This is a genomic window from uncultured Caulobacter sp. (assembly GCF_947036865.1).
Classification (GTDB): Bacteria; Pseudomonadota; Alphaproteobacteria; order Caulobacterales; family Caulobacteraceae; genus Caulobacter.
The window spans coordinates 14897-41038 of record NZ_CAMQSF010000033.1; the positions used below are offsets into that span (position 1 = coordinate 14897).

Genomic DNA, 26142 nt, shown 5'->3' on the forward strand with positions numbered 1-26142 from the left:
CGTGGACGCTCAACGTACCCGAGGATGTCGGGTTCCCAACATGGGGCATGCGGAAAAAAGGCGGCGGCCAGCGCCTCTCGAAGCGCTCGGCCGCCGCCGCGCCGCGCAAAGCCCGCCCGCGCTTCCCGGAGCGGACGGGCCGGGCGTCACTTGGGCTGGTAGATCCGATCGAACGAGCCGCCGTCGGCGAAGTGGGCGGCCTGGGCCTTCTTCCAGCCGCCGAAGGTGTCGTCGATGGTCACCAGCGGGATCTGCTTGAAGCTGCCGGCGTACTTGGCCGCGACCTGCGGGTTGCGCGGGCGATAGTGGTTCTTGGCGATCAGCTCCTGGGCCAGGGGGCTGTAGAGGAAGTTCAGATAGCCCTCGGCCACCACGCGGGTCTTGTGGCGATCGACGTTCCTGTCGACCAGCGCCACCGGCGGCTCGGCCAGGATCGACAGGCTGGGATAGACGATGTCGAACTTGCCGGGCAGCTCCTCCTGGGCCAGGTAGGCCTCGTTCTCCCAGGCCAGCAGCACGTCGCCCAGACCCCGCTGGGTGAAGCTGGTCGTCGCCCCGCGGGCGCCGGTGTCCAGCACCGGCACGTGCTCGAAGAGGGTCTTCACATAGGCCTCGGCCTTGGCCGGATTGCCGCCCGGCTGCTTCAGCGCCCAGGCCCAGGCGGCCAGGTAGTTCCACCGCGCCCCGCCCGAGGTCTTGGGATTGGGCGTGATCACGTCGATGCCCGGCTTCACCAGGTCGCCCCAGTCGCGGATCTTCCACGGATTGCCCTTGCGGACCAGGAAGACGATCGTCGAGGTGTAGGGCGTGGAGTTCTGCGGCAGGCGCGACTGCCAGTTGGCCGGCAGCAGCTTGGCCTTGGCGGCGATCTCGTCGATGTCGTAGGCCAGGCCCAGCGTCACGACGTCGGCCTGCAGGCCGTCGATCACCGAGCGCGCCTGCTTGCCCGAACCGCCGTGGCTCTGGTTGATCACCAGGGTCTGGCCGACCTTTTCCTTCCAGTACTTGGCGTAGGCGGCGTTGATGTCCTTGTAGAGCTCCCGGGTCGGATCGTAGCTGACATTGAGCAGCGTCACGGGCTTGGCCTGGGCCAGGGCCGGTCCGCCGCCGATCATCAGGGCCGCGGCCCCCGCGCCGGCGCCGGCCAACAGGCCTCTGCGGGTCTGAACCTGGGTGAAGTCGCTCATCGAGACGGTCCTTTCTGGAAGGTCTGGGGTCTTCGGGGAAGCGGCCGGCGCGACGCCTTCTGACGGCGCGCCGACAGCCTTAGAACGCGTACTGACTGCGTAGGTTGATCACTTGATAGTCTTGGCTCAGCGGCACGGCGCCGCCGGCCGGGTCGAGGCGATCGAGCGAGACGTCATAGTAGCTGAGCGAGAACTTCGTCGCCGGGTTCGGAAACCAGTTCAGCCCGACCGACGCGATCTTCTGGTCGCCGCCGCGCACGCGGTCGGCCGCCAGGGCGGCGTTCTCATGATAGTTCAGGTCCGAGACGGAATAGCGCGCCGCCAACTCCCACGCGCCCCATTGCCCCTTCTTCGGATCGAACGGCTTGGCCACGCTGGGCGCGTCGAACACGAAGTTCGAGGTGTAGCGGCGCGCCTCCCCGGTCAGGACCCACGAGCCTTCCAGGTACCAGGCCTTGAACTTGGGATTGGTCACGCCGTCGGCCGGATTGCGGCGGTTGATCGCCAGGTCGAAATACTCGCCCTGGACCATCAGGTTCCCGTGCTGGACCGCGCCCTCGACGCCGTAGTGATGCGCGCCCAGCGCGTCGATCGCGCCGGTGTTGATCAGCGCGGTTCCGTCGACCCGCAGCTCGGGTCGTTCAGTGAAGGTGATCGGATAGGGCCCGCCCACCGCCGTCTGGGCGGGGGTGACCACGACGCTGGCGTTGGCCCCGACATGGACCAGCCAGTCCTGCGTCTTGATCGGCAGATAGACGGCTCGGCCGACATAGCCCAGTTGCTCGTCGAAGGTCTGGCCGTCGCCAGTCTTGGCGCCGGTGACCGCGCCGGAAAGCAGCCAGCGCTCGCCGGCGGTCTGGACCTGGAAGGCGATGCGCTTGTCCGCGCCGGCCAGGTTCCGCGCCAGTTCGGCCGGAGCCGGGCGCTCGGGGAACAGCTGGGTGGCCACCGGCGCGCTGTCCTCGAGGCCGAGATTGGGAATGAAGGCGCCGACCTTGAACTTGAACGGGGCGTAGTTGTACTGGACCCACAGCTCCTGCAGCGTGCCCTGGCCGTCCGTGCCGTTGCCGCCGAACTCGAACAGGACCCCGTAGTCGAAGTTCTTGTAGAGCTTGCCGTCGAAGCCCAGGCGGGCGCGGCGGAAGTTGGTGCCGCTGTTGAGGTCTCGGGCGTTGCCGTCCACCGCCGGCAGCCCCTTGGCCTGGTAGTACTGCGCCGCGTCCAGCTGCATCAGCGCATGGAAATTGATGCTGAACGCGCCGTCGCTGGAGGTGATCGTCGGCTTGCCGCTGGCCAGGCTGACGACGGGCTGGGCGGCCTGAACCGCGCGCACGTCCTTCAGGCTGGCGGCCGTGGCCGCCTTCAGGTCGGCGACCTGCTGTTGCAGGACGGCCAGCTGCGCCTCGAGGGCGGCGATGCGCGCCGCGGCTTCCTCGGGCGAGGCCGGGGGCGGCGAGGCGGTCTGGGCGGCGGCGGCCGTGGCCAGCAGGGAGGCGGCGGCGACCAGGCCGGTTCGTAAGACGGTCTTGGTGATCATCTGTGTCCCTTTCGGCGCCGCGACGCGGAGCCGACCTGCCGAGCCAAGGAAGCGTTTATTCCCCAGCGTCGGAATCGAGTTTAGGAAAGCCGGCCTGGAGTTTTTCTGCGGGCGCGGCGAAGTGTCGCGGCAAGGCCTTGATTCTTCGAAACTATCTCGTTCCGAAACGGTAAAGTTTCCGTGCACGAAAAAGCCGTCGCGGCGAACCGCGACGGCTTATTTTCAACCGCTGGCTGCGGAAGACAGGCTCGCTTTCAGACATTTAGGGCGTGATAGCCGCCGAAACCGCTCACACTTTCGGCTATCACGCTCTAGAACATCGCCCGGCCGGCCAGACGCAGGTTGTAGCGCTTCTGCTTCTTGGTGGCCTCCACGCCGCCTTCCAGCGCCAGATAGGACATCGGCGTGCCGGCGCGGATCGCGAAGCCGGCGGTCAGCGCGCCGTTCTTGTCGTTCATGGCGGTCAGGGTGAAGGGGTTGCCGCCCTTGAAGCGCGCCACCGTGTCGCCGACGTCGCCGGCCAGGGTCTGGCGGTAGCCGACCCGCACTTCGGGACGCCACCAGACGGCCTGACCGAAGTCGGCGCCGAACACCACGCCCAGCTCGCCGCTCAGATTGCTGGAGCTGCGCTTGTCGACCGTCAGGTCGAAGCCATCGCCGCCGCCGCTCTCGGCGCGCTTGCCTTCGCGCAGATAGACATAGTCCAGGCGGCCCTCGGGACGCGCGAAGAAGCGGCCGAACTTCTGCTCATAGGCGACGCCGGCGAAGGCGTTGGCCGTCAGGCCCTTCCAGTTGGCGGCGTTCTTCACGACCAGGTCGGCCACGCCGTCACCGTTGGTGTCCGGCGCGATGAAGCGGCGGTCGCCGTTGAAGAAGCCGTAGCCCACGCCGCCGCCGGTGTTGAACCGCCAGCCGCCGACCGAACGCCGCCAGTAGGCGCCCGTCTGGACGAAGGAGGCCGTGGTCTGCTCGCCGACCTTGGCGACCGAGTCGTGCTCTTCGATGCTGACATAGGCCAGGGTCACGCCCAGAGCCCCGCCCGCGTCGCCCATCGCCTCGTAGCCGGCGACGAAGCCGAAGGCCTGGGTGTCCGAGCCCAGGGTCTTGTCGGTGTCGCGGCGGGTCAGGTTGTTGATTTCCTGAATCCAGAGGCTGTCGGGTCCGTAGCGGTCGCCCGGATCGGGACGGAACAGGGTCGCCGACGAGACCTGTTGGTTGACCGACTGCAGGGCGGCGAACAGGCCCTCGCCCTGGTCGGGCAGCATCTGGTCGTAGAGGTCGCGGAAGCCGTCGCGCGTGCTTTGACCCAGGACGGCGTTGGCGATGTTGCTGTTCTTGCCCAGGGCCGCGAACACCGCGTCATAGGCCGAGGTCTCGGCGCGGTTGAAGCCGATCTCGGCGGCGCTGCGGCGGCGGACGTCGATATAGACATTGTTGGTGTCGGCGCGGCTGGTGGCCACGTAGAGATAGGGCGACTCGGCCAGCAGGCCGGTCCCGATCGTGCCGACGCTGAGGTTCGAGCCCTGGATCACCAGGAAGCTGGTCGGCTGCTGGACCAGGTTGGTCAGGCGGATGCCGAGCTCGGCGCCGGTGGCCAGGGTGGTCGGGCCCGAGACCACCAGCTTGGTGTTCGCGCCCGTCGCGCCGTCCGCCGAGAACAGCAGCTTGGCCTTCGAGCCCAGGTTCAGGCTCGTCAGCTTGATGGTCTCGGCGTTGGTGATCCCGACGCTGCCGTTGATGACCGAGACGTCCAGCTTCCCGTCGCTGTCGGTCAGCTTGCCCAGGAACGTGCCGCCGCCGTCGACCGAGAAGCGGTCCTGGCCCGCGCCGAACGACAGGGCGCCCACCAACGCGCCGCCGGAGAGGTTCAGGGTGTCGTTGCCGCCGCCGAACAGGACGTCGCCGATCGTCGAGGGCGCGACCGAGGTGGTGACGGTGTCGACGCTGCTGACGGTGTCGGCGCTCGGATAGGTGGTCGTCGAGGCGTAGTCCGTCTGGCCCTTCTGGGTGAAGGTGACGCCGGAATTGTTCGCCCGCAGATCCAGGGCGATCGTCTGGCCGCCGGCGGTCACCGTGGCGGCGGTCCCGTCCTGCTTGATGACGGGGGCGCCCACGGTGGCCCGGATCACGCCCGTATTGGTGATGGTCTTCAGCGCGCCGGCCTGATCGAGGATCGCCACCGCGTCGCCGGTCTCGCCGGTGCGCGTGGCCGAGATGGTCCCGGTGTTGTTGATCGCGCTGGTGCTGGAGCCCGCGCCGAGCACGACGCCGCGCGCCGAGGCGGTGACGCCGGACGCGGCGAAAGACGCGGCGCTGGAGGCGATCGAGCCGCGGTTGACGATCTCGTTGGCGACCGCGCCGCTGTTCAGGATCAGGCCGGTCGAACCGGCCTCGTAGCTGGACGCCGAGATCTGGCCGTCATTGCGCAGGCCGCCGGTCAGGGTGGTCGAGTTGCCGCCGCCCTGGCCGATCGAGACGGCCGTGGACGACACGCCGTTATAGACGCCCGAGGCGGTGATCACGCCCTTGGCGACCACGCCATAGGCGTTGTCGGCCGTTCCGACCGCGCCCAGGGTGACGTTCCGCGTGGCCGAGCCGATCTGCAAGGCCGGCGACCCGCTGAACGCGCTGATGCTGGACGAGCCGGACGTGCTGGAAGTGACGGTCGTGGTCGTGACCGTGCCGTCCGCCGCGACCTTGGTCGAATAGTTGACGCCCTGCAGCAGCAGGCCGCCGCTGACATCGCCGGCCACCCGCACGGTCGGACCGCCCTGCAGCAGGTCGTCGGCGCCCAGCTTGTTGAGGGCGTCGACCGTGCTCGGGCGCGCGGTGTAGCGATAGCCGGTGGCGCTGGTCGAGCCCTGCAGGACCAGGGGGCCGTTGATCGAGGCGTCATAGGCCTGGGCCACGGCGTTCAGGCCCTGGACATTGACCGCCCCGCCCATGGTCACGGCGCCGGTGACCGGGGCCGTGACGCGCACGCCATAGGCGTTGTCCCCGGTGACGGTGATGTTGCCCAGGTTCTTCAGATTGCCGGTCAGCGGGCCTTCGATCAGCACGCCGGCCGAGTTGTTGCCCTTGACGGTGATCGTGCCGGTGGCGTCGTTGACGATGTCGCCGGTGAAGGTTCCGGCGTTCGTCAGGCGCACGCCGATCCGGTTCTTGCCCTGGGCGAAGGGCCCATCCAGGTTGCCGTCGTTGTTCGTGTCGGTCGGGGTGTAGTCCTCGGACAGCGAGATCGCGGCCGAGTTGGTCAGCGAGCCGGTCTTGCCGCCGATGATCAGCACGCCGACGCTGTCGTCGACATTGTTCGTCGACAGGGTCCCGGCGTTGGTCACCTTGTTGTTGCTGTCGATCGTGACGATCGCGCCCGCGGCCGTCGGCTTGATCGAGCCGTCGCTGGTGATCTTGATATCGTCCGCCGCCGAGCCCGTGGCCGTGCTGGTGGCGATGGGCGTCGTGCGCGCGGAAGAGACCGAGGTTTCCGCCAGAGCGGCGAAACCCATGGCCAGAAGAGGAGCGGCCGCGACCGTCGCGACCAGGACCTTGCGCTGCATTACGAACGAAACCCCATGAAACCGGCGCCCTTAGTTCGGGTCACGATGCGGCGAAATTGCGGTGACTCTCGCTCGTGACGCGCCCTAAGGCGTCAACCGTCTATCGCATGGCTTGGCGGGGCGCCATATCTGGATCGACGAATCGCCTCTCGCTTGAATCGGTGAGCCCTCATATGCCGCTGGCGAACCTGCCCCCGGACGGTCGCGAAAGCCGCCGCGCGAGCGCCTCCTGGCCGATCATGATCGGTCCGGGCGCGATTCTCGCCCTGGCGGTGGTGGGCGTGGCCCAGCCCGCCCCGGCCCTGGCCGCGGCGGTGGCCTCGGCGGTCGTGGGAATCTGGGCGACGCGGCGGGCCGAGCGGCCGGCGGCGCGCCCGGCGGCGGCCCTGGCCCCCGCGGCCGTCGTCGAGGAAGAGGCGCCGTACATCGCCATTCTCGACCGGCTGCCCGATCCCCTGATGGTGATCGCCGCCGAGGAGGCCGACGATCTGACCGGCCGCCGCTTCCTGTTCGCCAATTCGGCCGCCCGCGATCTCTTCAAGATCCAGCAGCAGGGCGGCCTGCTGGTCACGGCGGTCCGCAACCCGCGCGTTCTGGAGGCGGTGGACGAGGCGCTGTTCGGCGGCGTCGACGGGATGGTCGAGTTCGAGACCGGCGGCGCCCAGGGGCGCGCCTGGCTGGCCTATGTCCGCCCGCTGAAGGAGGCCTCGACCGGCCGCTCGCGCCTGGCGCTGCTGGCCCTGCGCGACGAGACCGACGCGCGCCGCAGCGAGCGCACCCGCGCCGACTTCCTGGCCAACGCCAGCCACGAGCTGCGCACGCCTCTGGCCTCGCTGTCGGGCTTCATCGAGACCCTGCGCGGCCACGCCAAGGACGATCCGGGCGCCCGCGACAAGTTCCTGGGCATCATGCTGGCCCAGGCCGAGCGGATGTCGCGGCTGATCGACGACCTGATGAGTCTGTCGCGCATCGAACTGAACGAGCACATCGCCCCGGCCGGGCGCGTGGACCTGGCCATGGCCGCCATCGACGTCATCGACGCCCTGGGGCCGCAGGCGCGCGAGAAGACGGTCACCTTCGATCCGGTGCTGCCGCCGCGCGGCGGGGCGGTGGTCGACGGCGATCGCGACCAGATCATCCAGGTGATCCAGAACCTGGTCGACAACGCGATCAAGTACACGCCCGAGGGCGGGGTCGTGCGGGTCGAGATCTTCCCCGGCCTGCCCGCCGAGGCCGCGGCGGCGGCCCGCGACCCAGCGGCGGCGCGGATGTCGCTGCTGACCCCGGACCACGATCCGGCCGAGCGCTACGCGGTGCTGCGGGTCACCGACAAGGGGCCGGGCCTGGCCCGCGAGCATCTGCCGCGACTGACCGAGCGCTTCTATCGGGTCGAGGGCCAGAAGAGCGGCGAGCGCTCGGGCACTGGGCTGGGTCTGGCCATCGTCAAGCACATCATGAACCGCCACCGCGGCGGCCTCACCGTCGAAAGCGTGCAGGGCGAGGGCGCGACGTTCGGCGTCTATCTGCCGATGGCCAAGGTCGGACCGCCGGCGCCGGCGGTGCAACGGGCTCCCGCCGAAGCCTGACACGCGCCGCGAACAGCGGAAGTCCAAGCTTCTCAAGCGTTAACCGACCCTTGTCGTCAAAGTGTCATCAAGCTGTCGCATAAGCGCGGCGACGGGCTGGCACATCGGCTCGGGGAAGGCGCGCGATCCTGCGAGACCTTCGACAAGCTCGCGCAAGATTAGCCTCACACGTATGCTGACCTGGCTTTCGCTCATCGTCCTGGCGCTGTTCTCGGGCGCGGCGTTCCTCGCCGGTCGCCGCCGTGCCGTGGCCGCCGCCGAGGGGCGCGCCCGCGTCCTCCACTCGCTGCCCGACTATTACGGCGCCTATGCCGCGTTGTGGGCGGGCGTGCCGGCCGCCTTGCTCCTGCTGCTGGGCGCGATGTTCGGCGGCCGGGTCGAGGACGCGATGCTGCAGGCCAACCGGCCGGCCGTCGTCCAGGCGCTCGAGCCCGATCGCCAGACCGTCTTCTTCAGCGACGCCCAGGCGATCGCCGCCAAGGCTTCGCCGTCCGAGGTGGTCTATGAGGGCGAGCTGAAAACCGCGCTGGACGCCAAGGTGGCCGAGGCGCGCCGGCTCCAGACCCTGCGGACCTTCGGCATGCTGGCCGCCGCCGGCGTTCTGGCCCTGGCCGGCTTCCTGGTCGCGATCCCGCGCATCAACGCCGAGTTCCGCGCCCGCAACCGGGTCGAGGGCTGGATCGGCGTCCTGCTGATCGCCTGCTCGGTCGCGGCCGTGCTGACCACCCTCGGCATCGTGCTGTCGCTGGTGTGGGAGAGCTGGCGCTTCTTCCACAGCGTCAATCCGCTGGCCTTCCTGTTCGGGACCGAGTGGAGCCCGCAGATCGCCATGCGCGCCGATCAGGTCGCCTCGTCGGGCGCCTTCGGGGCCGTGCCGCTGTTCGCCGGCACCTTCCTGATCATGTTCATCGCCATGCTGGTCGCCGCGCCGGTCGGCCTCTATTCGGCGATCTATCTGTCGGAATACGCCAGCCGCCCGGTTCGCGGCTTGGTCAAGCCGCTGCTGGAGATCCTGGCCGGCGTGCCGACCGTGGTCTACGGCTTCTTCGCCGCCCTGACGGTGGGTCCGCTGTTCCGCGCCGGCTTCAACGCCCTCGGCGCGGCCCTGCCGCCCGGTCCGGTGGCGACCTATCTGATGGAAGTCCAGAACCAGATGGCCCTGGTGGCCGGCGTGGTGATGGGCATCATGCTGATCCCGTTCGTCTCGTCGCTGTCGGACGACATCATCAACGCCGTGCCGCAGAGCCTGCGCGACGGCAGCTACGCCATGGGCGCGACCAAGTCCGAGACGGTCAAGAAGGTCGTCCTGCCCGCCGCCCTGCCGGGCATCATGGCCGCCATGCTGCTGGCCGTGTCGCGCGCCGTCGGCGAGACCATGATCGTCACCATGGCCGCCGGCCTGCAGGCCAAGCTGACCGCCAATCCGCTGGACACCGTGACCACCGTCACCGTCCAGATCGTCACCTTGCTGACGGGCGACCAGGAGTTCGACAGCCCCAAGACCCTGTCGGCCTTCGGCCTGGGTCTGACGCTGTTCGTCGTGACCCTGACGCTGAACATCATCGCCCTGCGCATCGTCCAGAAGTACCGAGAGCAATATGACTGACGCGACCCTCGGCGCGGCCGGGCCGCGCGCGACCCTGACGGCCGCCGACGCCCGCCTGAAGAAGCGCCACGCCGCCGAGCGCCGCTTCAAGGCGCAGGGCGTCGCCGCGATCGTCGTCGCCCTGGTGTTCCTGGTGGTGCTGGTCGGCCGCATCGTGGCCCAGGGCTACACCACCTTCGAGACCCACACCCTGAGCCTGCCGGTCTATCTGAACCCGGAGCGGATCGACACGTCGGACCTGTCCGGCGTCAATTACGACTACATCGTCTCCGAGGCGGTGATGAAGAAGCTGGGCGTGCAGGACGATGACTTCGGCACGGTCTCGACCAAGGTCCAGGACCTGGTGTCGCGCGACTTCGGCTTCCAGCTGCTGAACAAGATCAAGGCCGACAAGTCGCTGATCGGCAAGACGATCACCGTCACCGGCCCGCTGAAGGCCGACGCCGACCTCTACTTCAAGGGCGACATCAAGCGCTCGACCGCCGAGGGCGACCGCAAGCTCGACAACCAGCAGCTGGACTGGCTGGACAAGCTGAAGAAGGACGGGGCGATCTCGTCCGGCTTCAACCTGGCCTTCTTCACCAATTCCGACTCGACCGAGCCCGAACAGGCCGGCGTGCTGGGCGCGGTGGTCGGCTCGGCCATGATGCTGTTCATCACCGCCCTGATCGCCGTGCCGGTCGGCGTGCTGGCGGCCACCTATCTGGAAGAGTTCGCCCCGAAGAACCGCTGGACCGACATCATCGAGGTCAACATCAACAACCTCGCGGCCGTGCCGTCGATCGTCTACGGCCTGCTCGGCCTGGCTTTGTTCATCAACTGGCTGCACGTGCCGCGCAGCTCGCCGCTGGTCGGCGGCCTGGTTCTGGCCCTGATGGCCCTGCCGACCGTGATCATCGCCACCCGCTCGGCCCTGAAGGCCGTGCCGCCCTCGATTCGCGAGGCCGCCCTGGGCGTGGGCGCGTCGAAGACCCAGACCGTGTTCCACCACGTGCTGCCGCTGGCCATGCCCGGCGTGATGACCGGCGCGATCCTGTCGCTGGCCCACGCCCTGGGCGAGACCGCGCCGCTGCTGATGATCGGCATGGTCTCGTTCGTGCCCGGCGTGCCCGAGGGCTTCACCGGCGCCGCCACCGTCCTGCCCGTGCAGGTGTTCATCTGGGAGAACGCGTCCGAGCGCGCCTTCCACGAGCGCACCGCCGCGGCCATCATCGTCCTGCTGGCCTTCATGATCGTCATGAACGCCGCGGCCGTCATTCTGCGTCGCCGCTTCGAGCGCCGCTGGTAGATCCCGCCATGACCCTGAACCCCCTCATCTCGCCCCTCCGCCAGGGACACGCCATGCCCGCCCAGAGCCCCGACGACACCGCCCGCGCGCCGGTGGTCCACGCCCCAGCGCCGATCGGCTCGGCCGCGGCCGGCGAGGCCAAGATCAAGGCGCGCGGCGTCAACGTCTTCTACGGCGACAAGCAGGCCCTGTTCGACGTCAGCCTGGATATCCCGGGCAAGTCGGTCATGGCCTTCATCGGCCCGTCGGGCTGCGGCAAGTCGACCTTCCTGCGCTGCATCAACCGGATGAACGACACCATCCCCTCGGCCCGGGTCGAGGGCGCGATCGAGATCGACGGCGCCGACGTCAACGCCAAGAGCGTCGACCCGGTGGTGCTGCGCTCGCGCGTCGGCATGGTGTTCCAGAAGCCGAACCCGTTCCCCAAGACCATCTTCGAGAACGTCGCCTACGGCCCGCGCATCCACGGCCTGGCCTCGCGCAAGGACGAGCTGGAGGCCATCGTCGAGAGCAGCCTGAAGAAGGCCGGCCTTTGGAACGAGGTCGCCGACCGCCTGCACCAGCCTGGCACCGGCCTGTCCGGCGGCCAGCAGCAGCGTCTGGTGATCGCCCGCGCCATCGCCGTCAGCCCCGAGGTGATCCTGATGGACGAGCCCTGCTCGGCCCTCGACCCGATCGCCACGGCCAAGATCGAGGAGCTGATCGACGAGCTGCGCACGCAGTTCTGCATCGTCATCGTCACCCACTCGATGGCCCAGGCCGCCCGCGTGTCGCAGCGCACCGCCTTCTTCCACCTCGGCAAGCTGGTCGAGAGCGGCCCGACCGAGGACATGTTCACCAATCCGCGCGACAGCCGCACCCAGGACTACATCACCGGCCGCTTCGGCTAGCCGGAAGGACTTCGAAATGACCGAACATACCGTCAAGTCCTACGGCGAGGAGCTCGCCCACCTGACCGCCGAGGTCACCCGCATGGGCGGGCTGGCCGAGGCCCAGGTGGCCGACTGCATCGCCGCCATCGCCCGCCGCGACGGCCCGCTGGCCCAGGCCGTTGTCGCTGGCGACGAGCGCCTGGACGCGCTGCAGGCCGAGATCGAGCGCAAGGCCTTCCGGCTGATCGCCCTGCGCCAGCCGATGGCCGTGGACCTGCGCCACGCCGTCGCCGCCCTGAAGATCTCGATGAGCCTCGAGCGCTGCGGCGACATGGCCAAGAACATCGCCAAGCGGGCGCTGATCCTGACCGAGGCCGACCCGATGACGGCCCTGACCCGCTCGATCGAGCGCATGGGCCGGCTGGTGCAGAGCCGCCTGAAGGACGTGCTGGACGCCTACACCACCTCGGACCTGCAGCGCGCCGTGGGCGTGTGGAGCCGCGACGAAGAGGTCGACGAGCACTATAACTCGATCTTCCGCGAGCTCCTGACCTACATGATGGGCGACCCGCGGACGATCAACGCCTGCGCGCACCTGCTGTTCGTGGCCAAGAACCTCGAGCGCATCGGCGACCACGCCACGAACATCGCCGAGATCATCCATTTCGAACTGACCGGCGAAGAGCTGGTTTCGCAGCGTCCGAAACTGGACGCGGTCCCGCAATAACCTTCTAGAGGGCGATCCAAGTGACTCCGTACGTTCTGGTGGTCGAAGACGAAGACGCTCTGGCGACCCTCCTTCACTACAACCTCGACAAGGAAGGCTATCGCGTCGCGGTGGCCGGCGACGGCGAGGAAGCGCTGATCATGGCCAATGAGCGGGCGCCGGACCTGGTCATCCTCGACTGGATGCTGCCCAAGGTCTCGGGCATCGAGGTCTGCCGCCGCCTGCGCGGCCGGGCCGAGACGCGCAACGTGCCGATCATCATGCTGACCGCGCGCGGCGAGGAAACCGACCGCATCCGGGGCCTCGACACCGGGGCCGACGACTATGTGGTCAAGCCGTTCTCGATGGTCGAGCTGACCGCCCGCGTCCGCGCGGTGCTGCGCCGCATTCGCCCGGGCCTGGCCGACGACCGGATCACGGTCGGCGACATCGTCATCGACCGGGTGGCTCACCGCGTGAAGCGCAGCGGCAAGGAGATCCACCTGGGTCCGACCGAGTTCCGCCTGCTCGACTATCTGATGCAGCACCCGGGCCGGGTGTTCAGCCGCGAGCAGCTGCTGGACGCGGTCTGGGGTTCGGATGTCTATGTCGAGGCCCGCACGGTGGACGTCCACATCGGCCGCCTGCGCAAGGCGCTGAACGGCAGCGCCGATGGCGACCCCATCCGCACGGTGCGTTCGGCCGGCTACTCGCTGGACCTCGACGCGGCCTGAGCCGAGGCGGACGGGCGTCCGCCACGTCAGAAAATCGCTCCAAACCCAAGCCCGCGGGCTCGACCGCGCGCCGTCCGTCGGCGCGCGGTTCTTCGCGTTTTCAGGGCGTCGCGACGCGGCCAAGTCGTTCTCGCGACCGTGCGACGATTTCGCTCAAGGATGGTGAGGCAGAATGTCGCTATCTCGTGAGTTGATGGATTCACGGGCCGTTAACCGTCAGCGGCCGAACCTCATCAAGTATTATTTGCGTAACTGTCGCCCGATCCGCGTCTAGATCGCGCGTCATCAGCGATGTTTACGTAGGTATAATTACGGAGAATGTTTCTCCGACCCTGGAAACATTCGAGTGTTGGATAAAACTCGCGTGACTGTGTGGCTGTGAACTCGTGTCCATGAACAATGGGCTCGATTTTGGCATTCGGTTTTCTCTTCTTTTCTCTCCTAGGGCTGAAACGGGCCGGAGCCTCCCATGCGCATGACGATCAAGCTCAAACTCGCCCTGACCTTCGGGGCGCTCATTGTGATGATGGCCGCCGCCACCCTGTTCGGCGTCCGGCAACTGGGCGACCTTAACCGGGACCAGAAAGCCATGGTCGCGGGGCCGGTGGCGCAGCTCCAGCGCGGTCAGGCCCTGAGTACGGCCCTGCTGCAGGTGATGCGCGCCGAAAAGAACATGGCTCTGGCCGACGACGCCGACGAGCTGAAGAGCCAGAACGCCAAGGCCGTCGACAACAAGCAGAAGGTCGCCACCCTGCTGGAGGCGGGTCTTTCCCATGCCTCGCCCAGCGGCAAGCCGAAGTGGGAAGCCCTGGCCGGGGAGTGGGCGGCTTTCGCCGAAATCGACGAGGCCATGCGCCGCGATCTGATGGAGGGTCGTCGCGATCAGGCGATCCTGCAGATGCGGACCACGCAGCGTCAGATCACCAATCGCATCACCGCGACGGTCGAGGCCCTGACGGAGGTCAACCAGAAGCTCCTGGACGCCGCCATCGCCGAGGGCGATCGCACCTACGCCAACTCCCGCAACACCTTGATGGGCGTGATCGGCCTTTCGGTGTTGCTGGCCGCCGGGGCCGGGGTCTGGGTCGCGCGGACCATCGCGCGCGGCTTCGCCAAGGTCGGCGACCTGGCCGAAGCCGTGGCCAAGGGCGACCTGGATCAGGCCGTGACGGTCACGACCAATGACGAGATCAAGGACCTGGTCGACACGGTCAACCGCATGACCGCCAATCTCCGCGCCACGGCCAGTCTGGCCGACCAGGTGGCCATGGGCGACCTGAGCGTCGAGATCACGCCGCTGTCGGACAAGGACGTCCTGGGCAAGTCCCTACGGGGCATGGTGAGCAACCTCCGTCAGACGGCGACCCTGGCCGACAAGGTGTCGGACGGCGACCTGACGGTCGAGGCCAAGCCCCTGTCGGACAAGGACGTGATGGGCCTGGCGCTGGAACGGATGATCGCCCGCCTGCGCGGCGTGGTGTCGGACGCCCTGATCGCCTCCGAAAACGTCTCCGACGGAAGCCAGGAGCTGTCCTCGGCCGCCGAACAGGTCAGCCAGGGCGCGACCGAACAGGCCGCCTCGGCAGAAGAGGCCTCGGCCTCGATGGAGGAGATGGCCGCCAATATCAAACAGAACGCCGACAACGCGGCCCAGACCGAAAAGATCGCTCGTCAGTCCGCCCAGGACGCCGAGGCCTCGGGCAAGGCGGTCGCCACGGCTGTCGAGGCCATGCGAACCATCGCCGAGAAGATCACCATCGTGCAGGAGATCGCCCGCCAGACCGACCTTCTGGCCCTGAACGCGGCCGTCGAGGCGGCTCGAGCCGGCGAGCATGGCCGCGGCTTCGCGGTCGTGGCGTCCGAGGTGCGCAAGCTGGCCGAGCGCAGCCAGGCCGCCGCCGCCGAGATCGGCGCGGTCTCGTCCGATACGGTGAAGGCGGCCCAGTCAGCCGGCGACATGCTGACCTCGCTCGTGCCGGATATCCGCAAGACCGCCGAGCTGGTCGCCGAGATCAGCGCCGCCTGCCGCGAGCAGGACGTCGGCGCCGCCCAGATCAACCAGGCCCTGCAGCAGCTGGATCAGGTGACCCAGCAGAACGCGGCCGGCTCCGAGCAGATGTCGGCGACGTCCGAGGAACTGGCCGCCCAGGCCGAGGAGCTGCGGACCTCCATCGCCTTCTTCCGCATCGACGGGGTCGACGCCCCCGTGGCGGCGCGGCCGGTGTCCAAGGCTTCGGCCCGGCCCGCCAAGAAGGCCGTCGCCGCCAAGTCGGCGAGCCGGACTTCCGTCGCGGCCCAGCAGGCCCGCGCCAAGGGCTTCGCCCTGGACATGACCCAAGGCGGCCCGGACGCGGACGACGCCAACTTCAAGGACTACGCCGCCTGAGACGGCGCGGCGCGGGTCCGGCCTTGACCCGCGCCGTCGCCCACGCCACACCCCGCGCTCATGGAAAAGCTGACCATCCTGCTCGTCGGGTCCGGCGGGCGTGAGCACGCCCTGGCCTGGAAGATCGCCCAGTCGCCGCTGTGCGGCCGGCTGGTCGCCGCGCCCGGCAATCCGGGGATCGCCGCCGTCGCCGAGCTTCGGAACGTCAAGGCCACGGACGCGGACGGGCTGACGGCCTTGGCCCGGGAGATCGGCGCCGACCTCGTGGTGGTCGGCCCGGAGTCGGCCCTGGAGGTCGGGCTCGCCGACAACCTCGCCGAGGTCGGTATTCCCTGTTTCGGCGGCAGCCAGCGCGCCGCCCGGCTGGAGACCTCCAAGGCCTTCACCAAGGACTTCTGCGCCCGCCACGGCCTGCCGACGGCGGCCTATGGCGTGTTCGAGGATGCCGCCTCGGCCAGCGTCTTCCTCGACACGCTGGAGGCTCCCTTCGTGATCAAGGCCGATGGCCTGGCGGCCGGCAAGGGCGTGGTGATCGCCGCCGATCGGGCCCAGGCCGACGCCGCGGTGCTCGACATGCTGGGCGGCCGCTTCGGCTCGGCCGGCGCGCGCGTGGTGATCGAGGAGTTCATGCACGGCGAGGAGGCGTCCCTCTTCGCGATCTGCGACGGCAAGACCGCCGTTCTGTTCGGCGCGGCCCAGGACCACAAGCGCGCCCATGACGGCGACGAGGGCCCCAATACCGGCGGCATGGGCACCTATTCGCCGCCGCCCGTATTGACGCCGGCCCTGATCGACCAGGCCTGGCGCGAACTGATCGTCCCCACCGTCGAGGGCATGGCGGCCGAGGGCAATCCCTATGTGGGCGTGCTCTATGCCGGCCTGATGCTGACGCCGGCGGGACCGAAGCTCGTCGAATACAACGCCCGCTTCGGCGATCCGGAGTGCCAGACCCTGATGCTGCGGCTGGAGAGCGACATCGTCCCGCTGCTGCTGGCGGCCGCCAAGGGCGAGCTCGCCGCCGCCCAGCCGCCGACGTGGCGCGACGAGGCGGCGATCTGCGTGGTGCTGGCCGCCGAGGGCTATCCCGACGCGCCGAAGACCGGCGGTCTGATCACCGGCGCCGAGGCCGCCGTCGCGCCGGCCGTGGTCTTCCACGCCGGCACGACCCGCGACGCCGAGGGAAGCTTGCGCGCCTCGGGCGGCCGGGTCCTGAACGTCTGCGCCCTGGGCGCGACCCTGGGCGAGGCTCGCGACGCGGCCTACGCCGCGCTGGGCGGGATCTCGCTGGAAGGCGGCTTCTATCGCCGCGACATCGGCTGGCGCGCGCTGCGGGCGCGATAGCCGAAGCGGATTGCGTCCTTCGAGGCTCGCCTTCGGCTCACACCTCAGGATGAGGATCTCATCACACTGGCGACCTCATCCTGAGGTGCGCGCTCCTAAGCGCGCCTCGAAGGACGCAACACCGCTTGCGCCTCCCGTAACGCCCTCTAAACTCCCCGTTCAAACAAGCGTTGGGGAGATGCGCGCATGGCCGAGGCCGCCGAACAGTCCGCTCAGGACATGAACTCGGGCACCAAGCCGGTCGACCCGCGTCACGCGATCGACGAGGTCAAGCTAGCCGCCTGGCTGGAAGCGAACGTCGAGGGCTATGCCGGTCCGCTGGAGGTGCGCCAGTTCAAGGGCGGCCAGTCGAACCCGACCTATCAGCTGGTCACGCCGAGCAAGAAATACGTCCTGCGCCGCAAGCCGCCGGGCAAGCTGCTGCCCAGCGCCCACGCGGTCGACCGCGAGTTCAAGGTCATTTCGAGCCTGAACACCGTGAACTTCCCCGTCGCCAAGGCCTATGCCCTGTGCCTGGACGAGGAGGTGATCGGCACGATCTTCTACGTGATGGACAATGTCGAAGGCCGGATCCTGTGGGACGGGACCCTGCCCGACTACGCCCCGGCCGAGCGGCGGGCGATCTACGAGGCCGAGATCGACACCCTGGCGGCGCTGCACAATGTCGACTACGCCGCCGTGGGCCTTTCCGACTACGGCAAGCCCGGCAACTATTTCGCCCGTCAGATCGACCGTTGGACCAAGCAGTACAAGGCCTCGGAGACGACGACGATCCCGGAGATGGACCGGCTGATCGACTGGCTGGCCAAGACCGTGCCGGCCGACGACCAGACCTCGATCGTTCACGGCGACTATCGCCTCGACAACATGATCCTGCACGCTGCCGAGCCGCGCGTGGTGGCGGTGCTGGACTGGGAGCTGTCGACCCTGGGCAATCCGCTGGCCGACTTCAGCTATTTCCTGATGAACTGGGTGATGCCGTCCGACCAGCGCGGCGGCCTCGCCGAGATCCAGGATCTGGAGGCCTACGGCATCCCGACCATTCCCCAGGCCGTCGAGCGCTATTGTCGGGCCACCGGCCGCGACGGCCTGCCGGAACTGGACTGGTATTTCAGCTACAACCTCTTCAGACTGGCCGGCATCTGCCAGGGCATCGTCGGCCGCGTCCGCGACGGCACCGCCGCCAGCGCCCATGCGCAGCTGATGGAGGCGCGCGTGCCGGTCCTGGCCAAGGGGGCTTGGGAGTTCGCGCGGAAGGCGGGGGCCTGAGGGGTCATATGAGGGGATTGCTGGCGGGCGTCTGCGCCCTGGCCGCGGCTGGCGCGCTGGGCGGCGCCGCGGCGGCCGAGACCGTGTTCGTCCAGGCCGGCAAGCTGCTGGCCGATCCCTCGACCGGCAAGGTCGAGACCGCCAAGACCCTGGTGCTGGAGAACGGCAAGGTCAGCCGCATCGTCGACGGCTATGTCGCCGAGAAGGGCGGCAAGGTCGTGGACCTGAAGGACAGCTTCGTTCTGCCCGGCCTGATCGACAGCCACGTGCACCTGACCGGTCAGCAAGGCCCGACCTCGCGCCTCGACGAGGTGACCCAGTCCTCGGCCGACCAGGCGATGGTCGGCGCCGGCTTCGCCCGCAAGACCCTGATGGCCGGCTTCACCACGGTGGCCGACCTGGGCGCCGACAACCAGGCGATCTTCGCCCTGCGCGACGGGATCAAGCGCGGCGATGTCCCTGGGCCCCGCATCATCGCCGCGGGCTCGGCGGTGTCGATCCACGGCGGCCACGGCGACGTCAACGGCTTCAGCGACGAGGTCATGCACGTGCTGCGCCCGACCTCGGTCTGCTCGGGCGCCGACGACTGCCGCCGGGCCGTGCGCGAGCAGGTCTGGCACGGCGCGGACATCATCAAGATCACCGCCACCGGCGGGGTGCTCTCCAACACCAGCGCGGGCCTGGCCCAACAGTTCTCGGACGAGGAGCTGAAGGCCATCGTCGACGCCGCCCACCGCATGGGCCGCAAGGTCACCGCCCACGCCCACGGCGTCGACGGCATCAACAGCTTCCTGAAGGCCGGCGGCGACTCGATCGAGCACGGCACCTATCTCGACGCCGAGAGCATCGCGCTCTTCAAGAAGAGCGGCGCCTATCTGGTCCCGACCCTGATGGCCGGCGATTTCGTCTATCGGATCGCCTCTGGCCCGAACAACTTCCTGACCCCGGCCCAGACCGCCAAGGCGCTGGAGGCTGGTCCCAAGATGCTCGCCATGGCGCGTCGCGCGCACGAGGGCGGCGTCAAGATCGCCTTCGGCACCGACACCGGCGTCTCGGCCCACGGCGACAACGCCGGCGAGTTCGCCCTGCTGGTCAAGGCGGGGCTCACACCGCTGGAAGCGATCCAGACCGCCACCGTCAACGCCGCCGACCACTTCTCGCTGTCCAGCGAGATCGGCAGCCTGGCGCCGGGCAAGGCCGCCGACCTGATCGCGGTCAAGGGCAACCCGCTCAGGGACGTCACCGTGCTCCAGCACGTGACTTCGGTGATCAAGGGCGGGGTGGTTTATAAGTAGCTGCTCCCCCTTTGGGGGAGCTGTGGGCGAAGCCGACTGAGGGGTAGAGGCAGGCCCCGCGGGACTTCCCCCTCCGGCCTTCGGCCTCCTCCCCCGCTAGGGGGAGGATCTACAGCCCTGCCTTCGCCAGCAGTTCCTCCACCGCCGCCTCGTCGTCGAAGCGCGCGCGGACCGGCCAGGGCGTGACCTTCTCGCGCCAGGCGGGGGGCAGGCGGACCCAGTCCTTCTCGGTGGTGACGAGGCCGGCGTCGTAGACCGCCGCCCGATCGGCCAGCATCCTCAGCGTCGGCTCGTCATAGGCGCCGTGGTCGGGGAACGGGGCGAAGTCCACCAGCTGGCAGCCGGCGGCGGTCAGGGCCTTCTCGACCTTCCAGGGCTTGCCGATGCCGGCGAAGCCGACCTGCGGTCCCTTCGGAACCGGGGCGGCGGCCTCCAGGCGCGCGACCAGGACCGGCGTGTCGCCCAGCGAGACCAGCAGGTCGAAGTCCGGCTGCTCGACATCGACCGGCAGCAGCACGATCACCGCGTCGGCGCGGGCCAGGCCCACCTTCAGCGGCTCGCGCATCGGGCCGGCGGGGAAGACGCGGCCATCGCCGAACGGCCATTCGCCGCCGCGCGTCTCGCCGTCCACCACCACCAGCGACAGCGCCTTGCGCACGGTCGGGTTCTGGTGGCCGTCGTCCATGACGATCGCCTGGGCGCCGCCGCTCACCGCCGCCTTGGCGCCGGCGACGCGGTCGACCGCCACCCACATCGGAAAGTCCTGGGCCAGCATCAGCGGCTCGTCGCCGACGTCGGCGGCGGTGTGCCGCGCCGGATCGACCTGAACCGGCCCCTTCAGCTTGCCGCCATAGCCGCGCGACAGGCCGTGGGCCGCCACGCCCCGGCGGGTCAGGATCAGCAGCAGCTCGCGGACGATCGGCGTCTTGCCCGCGCCGCCCACGGTGACATTGCCGACGCAGATCACCGGCGCGCCGACGATGGCTGGGGTCGCCCGCGCGATGCGCCGCCGCGTGGCGTCGGCCCAGATCCAGGAGAGGGGCGTCAACAGGGCGCGGGTCAGCGGCGCGGGGCCGCCGCTCTTCACGTACCACCAGCGGGGCGTGCCGAGTTTCATGAGGCTATCTGGGGAACGAGCTCGAGGATGCGGGACAGGCCCGCGCGCGCCTCGGCGTCGCGGGCGTCGACGAAGGCGCGGGCGCGGCCGGCGCGGGCGTGGGCGGCGGCCGGATCGGCGAGATCGGCGGCGATCGCGCCGCTCAGGTCGTCAGGCGAGGTCAGCACGACGCCTCCGGCCGCCCTCAGGCCCTCATAGGCGGCGGCCCAGTTGTCGACGAACGGACCGCTGATCGCCGGACAGTCGAGGCGCGCGGCCTCCAGCGGATTGTGGCCGCCGATGTTCGGGACCAGACTGCCGGCGATGACGGCCGTCCCCGCCAGGCGGAACCAGAGACCCATCTCGCCCAAGGTGTCGGCGACGACGACATCCGCCATTGCTTCCGGCGCCCGGCTGCGCAGTGTCGCGGTCAGGCCGCGCGCCTGGGCGAGCGCGACGATCGAAGGCCCCCGCTCGACATGGCGCGGCGCCAGGATCACCGGCGGCCGGTCGGGCAGGGCGGCGACGGCGTCCAGCGCGATCTCGTCTTCGCCGAGGTGGGTGCTGGCGATCAGCAGCGGCGCTCGCGAGAAGCGACTGCGCAGGGCGCTTAGTTCAGCCCCATCGACCGGCGGTGGCGCGGCGCCGAACTTCAGGTCGGCCTCGCCGGCGACGACTCCGCCCAGGGCCGCGAAGCGTTCGGCGGCGCGGGCGTCCTGCGCCAGGATCAGGTCGAAACTCCCCAGCAGCTGGCGGGCGGCGTCAGGCCGCCGGCGCCAGCTGGCGAAACTGCGATCCGACAGCTTGGCCGAGACGAGGGCCAGACGCGTCCCGGCGGCCTTAGCCTCCAGCAAGAGGTTGGGCCACAGCTCGCTCTCGACGAACACCGCGAGCGAGGGTTTCCAGCGGGCGATGAACCGCCGCGCCGCGCCGGGCGCGTCGACCGGGACGTACTGATGGATCGCTCCGGCCGGCAGGCGCTGGGCCAGCAGCGCCGCCGAGGTCGTGGTGCCCGAGGTGACCAGCACCGCGACCTCCGGCCGCTCGGACCTCAGCCGCTCGACCAGCGGCAGGATCGACAGGCTCTCGCCGACGCTGGCGCCGTGCAGCCAGACCAGCGGGCCGTCGGGGCGCGCGACCTCGGCGCGGGCCAGGCGTTCGGCGAGGCGGGCGGAATCCTCCTTGCCCTTCCGGGCCCGGCCCTCGAGCAGCGCCGGGGCGAACGGTTCGAGCAGGCCCGTGGCCGCGCGATAGAGCTTGAGCGCGCCGGGCCGGATCACACCACGCCTTCCGGCGCCAGGCGGCAGCCGTGGGCGCCATGGTGGGTCTCGACCTGGATGGTGACGTGGCCGATGTTGAACTTGCTGGCCAGCTCCGCGCAGGCGTCGTTCAGGAACTGGTCGTGGGTGGCGTCCAGCGCGCGGACGACGTGGGCGGTCAGGGCGGTCTCGGTGGTGCTCATCGCCCAGATGTGCAGGTCGTGGACCTCGGTGACGCCCGGCCGGGCGGCCAGCCAGGCGCGGACCTTGCCGGGATCGACGTTCCGGGGCGCGGCGTCCAGGGCCATGTCCAGCGAGTCGCGCAGCAGGCCCCAGGTGCCCAGCACGATGACGATGATGATGGCCAGGCTGACCACGGGGTCCAGCCACAGCCAGCCCGTGAGGCTCATGGCGAAGGCGGCGACCACGACCCCGGCCGACACGCCGGCGTCGGCGGCCATGTGCAGGAAGGCGCCCCGGACGTTCAGGTCGTCCTCGCCCCCCTTCATGAACATCAGGGCGGTCGCGGTGTTGATGGCGATGCCGACGGCGGCGACGATCATCACCGGGCCGGTCTGGATCGGCTCGGGCGTGGCGAAGCGGCGGACGGCCTCCCAGGCGATGGCGCCGACGGCGATCAGCAGCAGGGCGGCGTTGGCCAGCGAGGCCAGGATCGTACCCTTGCGCAGGCCATAGGTGCGGCGGGCGCTGGGGGCGCGCTTGGCCAGCACCGCCGCGCCCCAGGCCAGCAGCAGGCCCAGCACGTCCGACAGGTTGTGACCGGCGTCGGCCAGCAGGGCCAGCGAGTGGGTCATCAGGCCCGCGACGGCCTCGACGACCACGAAGCCCAGGTTCAGCGCCGTGCCGATGGCGAAGGCGCGGCCGAAGTCCTTGGGTGCGTGGCTATGGCCGTGACCATGGTGGTGATGGCCATGACCGTGCGCGTGGCCGTGATCGTGGTGATCATGGTCGTGGTGATCGTCGTGGGCGTGGCTGTGATCGTGCGGCATGGCTCTACATCCCACCAAGGGCGTAAGGGATCAATCTTGCACCAGCGCCTCGGCGCGGCGGGTGACGGCGGAGAGGCGGCCCGCCCAATCCTCGACCAGCTGGTCGGGGTCGTCGCCGCGTCCCGCGCCGGTCGGACCGTCATAGACCATCGCCGCCTTGGCGAAGGGCAGGGGCACGACGGTCCGGTCCCACGAGCCCAGTCGGATGCAGGGCTTGGCGGCCAGGCCGACGAAGATCACCGGGGCGCCGGTAACGCGGGCCAGCGACGGCGTGCCCTTCTCCATGTGCTCGGCCGGGCCGCGTGGACCATCGGGCGTGATGGCGACGCCGCCGCCGTCCTTGACCCACTTGACCATGTCGCGGAAGGCCTGCTCGCCGTGCTTGTTCTTGGCCAGGTCCGTCTTCTTGGCCGAGGAGCCGCGGATCGACGGAAAACCCAGCTTCTCGACCGTGCGGGCGATGAACTCGCCGTCGCTGGAGCGCGAGATCAGGGCGCGCATGTCCTGGCGGCGCGACAGGTCCTGCGGCCAGCTGAGCGGCGACATCGGAATGCGCGAGTGCCAGAAGCACAGGATCGCCCCGACGCCGGTCTCGCGCCCTCGCGCCCAGACCGCCTCGGCCTGCTCGGCGCCCTCGACGGTCATCCGCAGGGTGCGGAACACCAGCTTGGAATAGCCGGCGAAGATCGAAGACAGCAGCCAGATCACGAACGGGGAACGCAAGGGCCTCAAGCGCCAGTCTCCACGGCGGACGCCTCGGGCGCGCGGTCCAGGTCCTGGGCCTTGGCCAGGCGCGCGTAGAGGCCGCCGGCGCGCGCCAACTCGGCGTGCGTCCCAGTCTCGACCACGCGGCCCTTGTCGATGACATAGATCCGGTCGGCGTTCTTCACGGTCGACAGTCGGTGGGCGATCAGGATCGTGGCGCGGCCGGCCATCAGCCGCTCCAGCGCCGCCTGGACCTGGGCCTCGCTTTCGGTGTCGAGCGCGCTGGTGGCCTCGTCCAGCAAGAGGATCGGGGCGTCCTTCAGGAAGGCGCGGGCGATGGCGATGCGTTGGCGCTGGCCGCCGGACAGCCGCGCGCCGGCCTCGCCGACCACCGTGTCGTAGCCTTCGGGCAGGTCCTGGATGAAGTCGTGGGCCGCGGCCTGGCGCGCGGCGGCCTCGATCTCCAGCTGGCTGGCGCCGGGGCGGGCATAGGCGATGTTGGCGCGGATGGTGTCGTCGAACAGGAACGGCTCCTGGGTGACCAGGGCGATCCGGTCGCGCAAGCTCGCCAGGGTCACCGACCGCACGTCGTGGCCGTCGATCGTCACCGCCCCGCCGGTCACGTCGTAGAAGCGCGGGATCAGGCTGAGGATCGAGCTCTTGCCGCCGCCGGACGGGCCGACCAGGGCGACGGTCTCGCCCTTGCGCGCCGCGATCGAGACATCCGAGAGGGCGGGAATGTCGGCCCCGTACGAGAAGGTGACGCCCTCCAGGGCGATCGCGCCGTCGCCGGCCGGCAGGGCCTTGGCGTCGGCCGGGTCGACGATCACCGGGGCGACGTCCAGCGCCTCGAACAGCCGGCGCGCGGCGGTCAGGCCCTCGCTGAACACGGTCTGCAGATTGGCCACCTGGCGCAGCGACTGGGCGGCGATGCCCAGCAGGATCACGAACTTCAGGAAGCCGCCGGCGGTGATCGGCGCCAGGGTGAACGGCCCGACCACGAGAGCGCCGGTGATCGCCCGCCAGCCGGCATAGGCGAAGACCGCGGCGATCACGAGCTGCGAGAACAGCTCCGTGGCCGGGGCGGCCATGGCGCGGGCGTTGCTGCCCTTGATCAGGTGGCGCTGGCGGCGCTCGACCACGGCGGCGACGCGGGCCTCCTCATAGGCCTCGCGGTTCTCCATCTTGACGATCTTGACCCCGTCCAGGCTCTCCATGATCGCGGTCGAGAGGTTCGAGGTCTCGCCCATCGCGCCCTTGGCGGCCTTGGTCGTGCGCTTGGAGAAGTGGCGGATCACGCCGCTGACGCCGGGCACGATGGTCAGGACGCCGGCCGCCAGGATCGGGTCGCTCCTCAGCAGGGCCCACAGGGTGATGGCGACGGTCAGGCCCTCGCGGACATAGTTGATCACCCCGGTGGTCGCCGCCTCGCGGATCAGGCCGGCGTCGTACAGCACCGACGAGACGTAGGAGCCGGAATGCGCGCCGCGCAGGCGGGCCAGGTCGGCGCGGATCAGCCGGCCGAACAGGCGCGTCTGCATGTCGCCGACGACGCCGTTGCCGATGCGGTTGATCAGGCTGGCCTGGATCACCTGGAAGACGCCGCGCGCCACGGCCAGGGCGGCGATGGTCAGCGGAACCCACACCAGGGCGCCGGGCTGGGGATGGGCGATCAGCTTGTCGACGGCGGGCTCGACATATTCGCCCAGCATCACGGTCAGCCGCGCCACGACCACGGCGCTGATCATCGAGACCAGGAAGCCCTTCCAGCGCGGACGCAGGAACTCCCGCCACATCCGGCCCATCAGGGCGCGGTTCGAGGGCTGCGGAGGGGCCGGCGACGTCATGGGCGAGGGGTCGGATTTCACGACGGGGCTGTCAAGGACGCGCGGGACGCAGTGCCCGCGAAAAGCGACGCCATCTGGGCGAGCCCCCGGGGATTTTGCCTTTCGGGCCGCTCTACCCTACTTAGTCGCGGACTTTCCGAAGGATCGCGCCCGCTTGGCCAAGTTCGACCTCACCACGCCCTGGGGCCGGTTCAAGACCTATCTCCACTATCTGTGGAACGACCACGCCTATCTGCGCCTGGGCTTTTCGAACGCCCACTGGATCAGCCCGGAGCTGGTCCGCGCCAACCAGCCCTGGCCGTTCCAGCTGGCCTGGTGGAAGAAGCGGGGGATCAGGACGGTCGTGAACCTGCGCGGCGGCTTCGACGGCCGCTTCTACGCGCTGGAGAAGGACGCCTGCGAGCGCCTGGGCCTCAACTTCGTCGACTTCACCATCACCTCGCGCGAGGTCCCGATCCGCGAGCGGGTGCGGGGCGCGAAGGAACTGTTCGAGACGATCGAATATCCGGCCCTGATGCACTGCAAATCCGGCGCGGATCGGGCCGGGATCATGAGCGTCTTCTACGCCCACTACCGCCTGGGCCAGCCGATCCGCGAGGCGATCAAGCAGCTCTCCCCCCGCTACCTGCACATCAAGCACGGCAACACCGGCGTGCTGGACTATGTGTTTGAGCAGTATCTGGAGCGCGGCGAGCCCAAGGGCCTGAGTTTCACCGACTGGGTCGAGAGCGACGACTACGACCCGGTGGCGATGAAGAAGACCTTCCGGGCCGGGATGCTGGGCAAGGTGCTGACGGACAGGATTCTGCGGCGGGAGTAGCTGCTCCCCCTCTGGGGGAGCTGTCGGCGAAGCCGACTGAG

19 protein-coding genes and 1 pseudogene are annotated in these 26142 nt (G+C 69.5%); 12 read left to right on the forward strand and 8 right to left on the reverse strand.

Features of this window, described 5'->3' with window-relative positions; all coding sequences use genetic code 11:
* Positions 1–146: 146 nt before the first annotated feature.
* The 3 genes from Q0V34_RS15705 to Q0V34_RS15715 all read right to left on the reverse strand — a co-directional run bounded on the left by Q0V34_RS15705 (position 147) and on the right by Q0V34_RS15715 (position 6281).
* The gene (locus Q0V34_RS15705) at positions 147–1187 is read right to left on the reverse strand and encodes a sulfate ABC transporter substrate-binding protein (protein WP_297513563.1); all 1041 of its coding nucleotides are present in this window, start codon (positions 1185–1187) and stop codon (positions 147–149) included.
* Positions 1188–1266: 79 nt separating this feature from the next.
* On the reverse strand, positions 1267–2724 hold the full coding sequence (locus Q0V34_RS15710) for a porin (protein WP_297513567.1): 1458 nt from the start codon (positions 2722–2724) through the stop codon (positions 1267–1269).
* Positions 2725–3035: 311 nt separating this feature from the next.
* On the reverse strand, positions 3036–6281 hold the full coding sequence (locus Q0V34_RS15715) for an autotransporter outer membrane beta-barrel domain-containing protein (RefSeq protein WP_297513569.1): 3246 nt from the start codon (positions 6279–6281) through the stop codon (positions 3036–3038).
* Between the two features lie 173 nt (positions 6282–6454).
* Between Q0V34_RS15715 and Q0V34_RS15720 the strand changes: the two genes are divergently transcribed.
* From Q0V34_RS15720 to Q0V34_RS15770, 11 genes and pseudogenes are all read left to right on the forward strand, one after another.
* Complete coding sequence (locus Q0V34_RS15720) at positions 6455–7867, forward strand: ATP-binding protein (RefSeq protein ID WP_297513572.1); 1413 nt, start codon at positions 6455–6457, stop codon at positions 7865–7867.
* Between the two features lie 172 nt (positions 7868–8039).
* Positions 8040–9473 (forward strand): phosphate ABC transporter permease subunit PstC, encoded by a 1434-nt coding sequence (gene pstC, locus Q0V34_RS15725; protein WP_297513575.1) that lies wholly within the window; start codon positions 8040–8042, stop codon positions 9471–9473.
* Positions 9466–10761: a phosphate ABC transporter permease PstA gene (gene pstA / locus Q0V34_RS15730; RefSeq protein WP_297513577.1), complete on the forward strand. Its 1296-nt coding sequence runs from the start codon at positions 9466–9468 to the stop codon at positions 10759–10761. Before pstC ends, pstA begins: the two co-directional genes overlap by 8 nt.
* 53 nt (positions 10762–10814) lie before the next feature.
* Positions 10815–11651: a phosphate ABC transporter ATP-binding protein PstB gene (gene pstB / locus Q0V34_RS15735; protein WP_297513610.1), complete on the forward strand. Its 837-nt coding sequence runs from the start codon at positions 10815–10817 to the stop codon at positions 11649–11651.
* A 16-nt stretch (positions 11652–11667) separates the two neighbouring features.
* Positions 11668–12360 carry a phosphate signaling complex protein PhoU gene (gene phoU, locus Q0V34_RS15740; protein ID WP_297513580.1) on the forward strand — a complete coding sequence of 231 codons (693 nt, stop codon included), beginning with the start codon at positions 11668–11670 and terminating at the stop codon, positions 12358–12360.
* A gap of 20 nt (positions 12361–12380) precedes the next feature.
* A complete protein-coding gene (gene phoB, locus Q0V34_RS15745; RefSeq protein WP_297513583.1) occupies positions 12381–13073 on the forward strand; it encodes a phosphate regulon transcriptional regulator PhoB in 693 nt (230 codons plus the stop codon).
* A 469-nt stretch (positions 13074–13542) separates the two neighbouring features.
* Entirely contained in the window at positions 13543–15459 is a 1917-nt protein-coding gene (locus Q0V34_RS15750) for a methyl-accepting chemotaxis protein (RefSeq protein WP_297513586.1), read from the forward strand.
* 60 nt (positions 15460–15519) lie between these two features.
* Complete coding sequence (gene purD / locus Q0V34_RS15755; protein ID WP_297513588.1) at positions 15520–16800, forward strand: phosphoribosylamine--glycine ligase; 1281 nt, start codon at positions 15520–15522, stop codon at positions 16798–16800.
* Between the two features lie 9 nt (positions 16801–16809).
* Positions 16810–16918: pseudogene (locus Q0V34_RS15760) on the forward strand (hypothetical protein); the annotation flags it as partial.
* A gap of 68 nt (positions 16919–16986) precedes the next feature.
* Positions 16987–18069, forward strand: a complete 1083-nt coding sequence (locus tag Q0V34_RS15765) for a phosphotransferase family protein (protein WP_297513590.1) — start codon at positions 16987–16989, stop codon at positions 18067–18069.
* 8 nt (positions 18070–18077) lie between these two features.
* Entirely contained in the window at positions 18078–19364 is a 1287-nt protein-coding gene (locus Q0V34_RS15770) for an amidohydrolase family protein (protein WP_297513592.1), read from the forward strand.
* Positions 19365–19473: 109 nt separating this feature from the next.
* On the opposite strand, the gene lpxK is transcribed toward Q0V34_RS15770, so the two are convergent.
* The 5 genes from lpxK to Q0V34_RS15795 are packed head-to-tail and all read right to left on the reverse strand — an operon-like array spanning position 19474 to position 25281.
* Positions 19474–20481 carry a tetraacyldisaccharide 4'-kinase gene (gene lpxK / locus Q0V34_RS15775; RefSeq protein ID WP_297513595.1) on the reverse strand — a complete coding sequence of 336 codons (1008 nt, stop codon included), beginning with the start codon at positions 20479–20481 and terminating at the stop codon, positions 19474–19476.
* Positions 20478–21767: a 3-deoxy-D-manno-octulosonic acid transferase gene (locus Q0V34_RS15780; protein WP_297513613.1), complete on the reverse strand. Its 1290-nt coding sequence runs from the start codon at positions 21765–21767 to the stop codon at positions 20478–20480. The genes lpxK and Q0V34_RS15780 overlap by 4 nt, the downstream gene beginning before the upstream one ends.
* A complete protein-coding gene (locus Q0V34_RS15785; RefSeq protein ID WP_297513598.1) occupies positions 21737–22729 on the reverse strand; it encodes a cation diffusion facilitator family transporter in 993 nt (330 codons plus the stop codon). The genes Q0V34_RS15780 and Q0V34_RS15785 overlap by 31 nt, the downstream gene beginning before the upstream one ends.
* A gap of 30 nt (positions 22730–22759) precedes the next feature.
* Positions 22760–23461, reverse strand: coding sequence for a lysophospholipid acyltransferase family protein (locus tag Q0V34_RS15790; protein ID WP_297513601.1), 702 nt, complete (start codon positions 23459–23461; stop codon positions 22760–22762).
* Complete coding sequence (locus tag Q0V34_RS15795) at positions 23458–25281, reverse strand: ABC transporter ATP-binding protein (RefSeq protein ID WP_297513604.1); 1824 nt, start codon at positions 25279–25281, stop codon at positions 23458–23460. The genes Q0V34_RS15790 and Q0V34_RS15795 overlap by 4 nt, the downstream gene beginning before the upstream one ends.
* Before the next feature lie 154 nt (positions 25282–25435).
* On the opposite strand from Q0V34_RS15795, the gene Q0V34_RS15800 reads away from it, so the two are divergent.
* Complete coding sequence (locus Q0V34_RS15800) at positions 25436–26101, forward strand: tyrosine-protein phosphatase (protein ID WP_297513607.1); 666 nt, start codon at positions 25436–25438, stop codon at positions 26099–26101.
* Positions 26102–26142 lie beyond the last annotated feature (41 nt).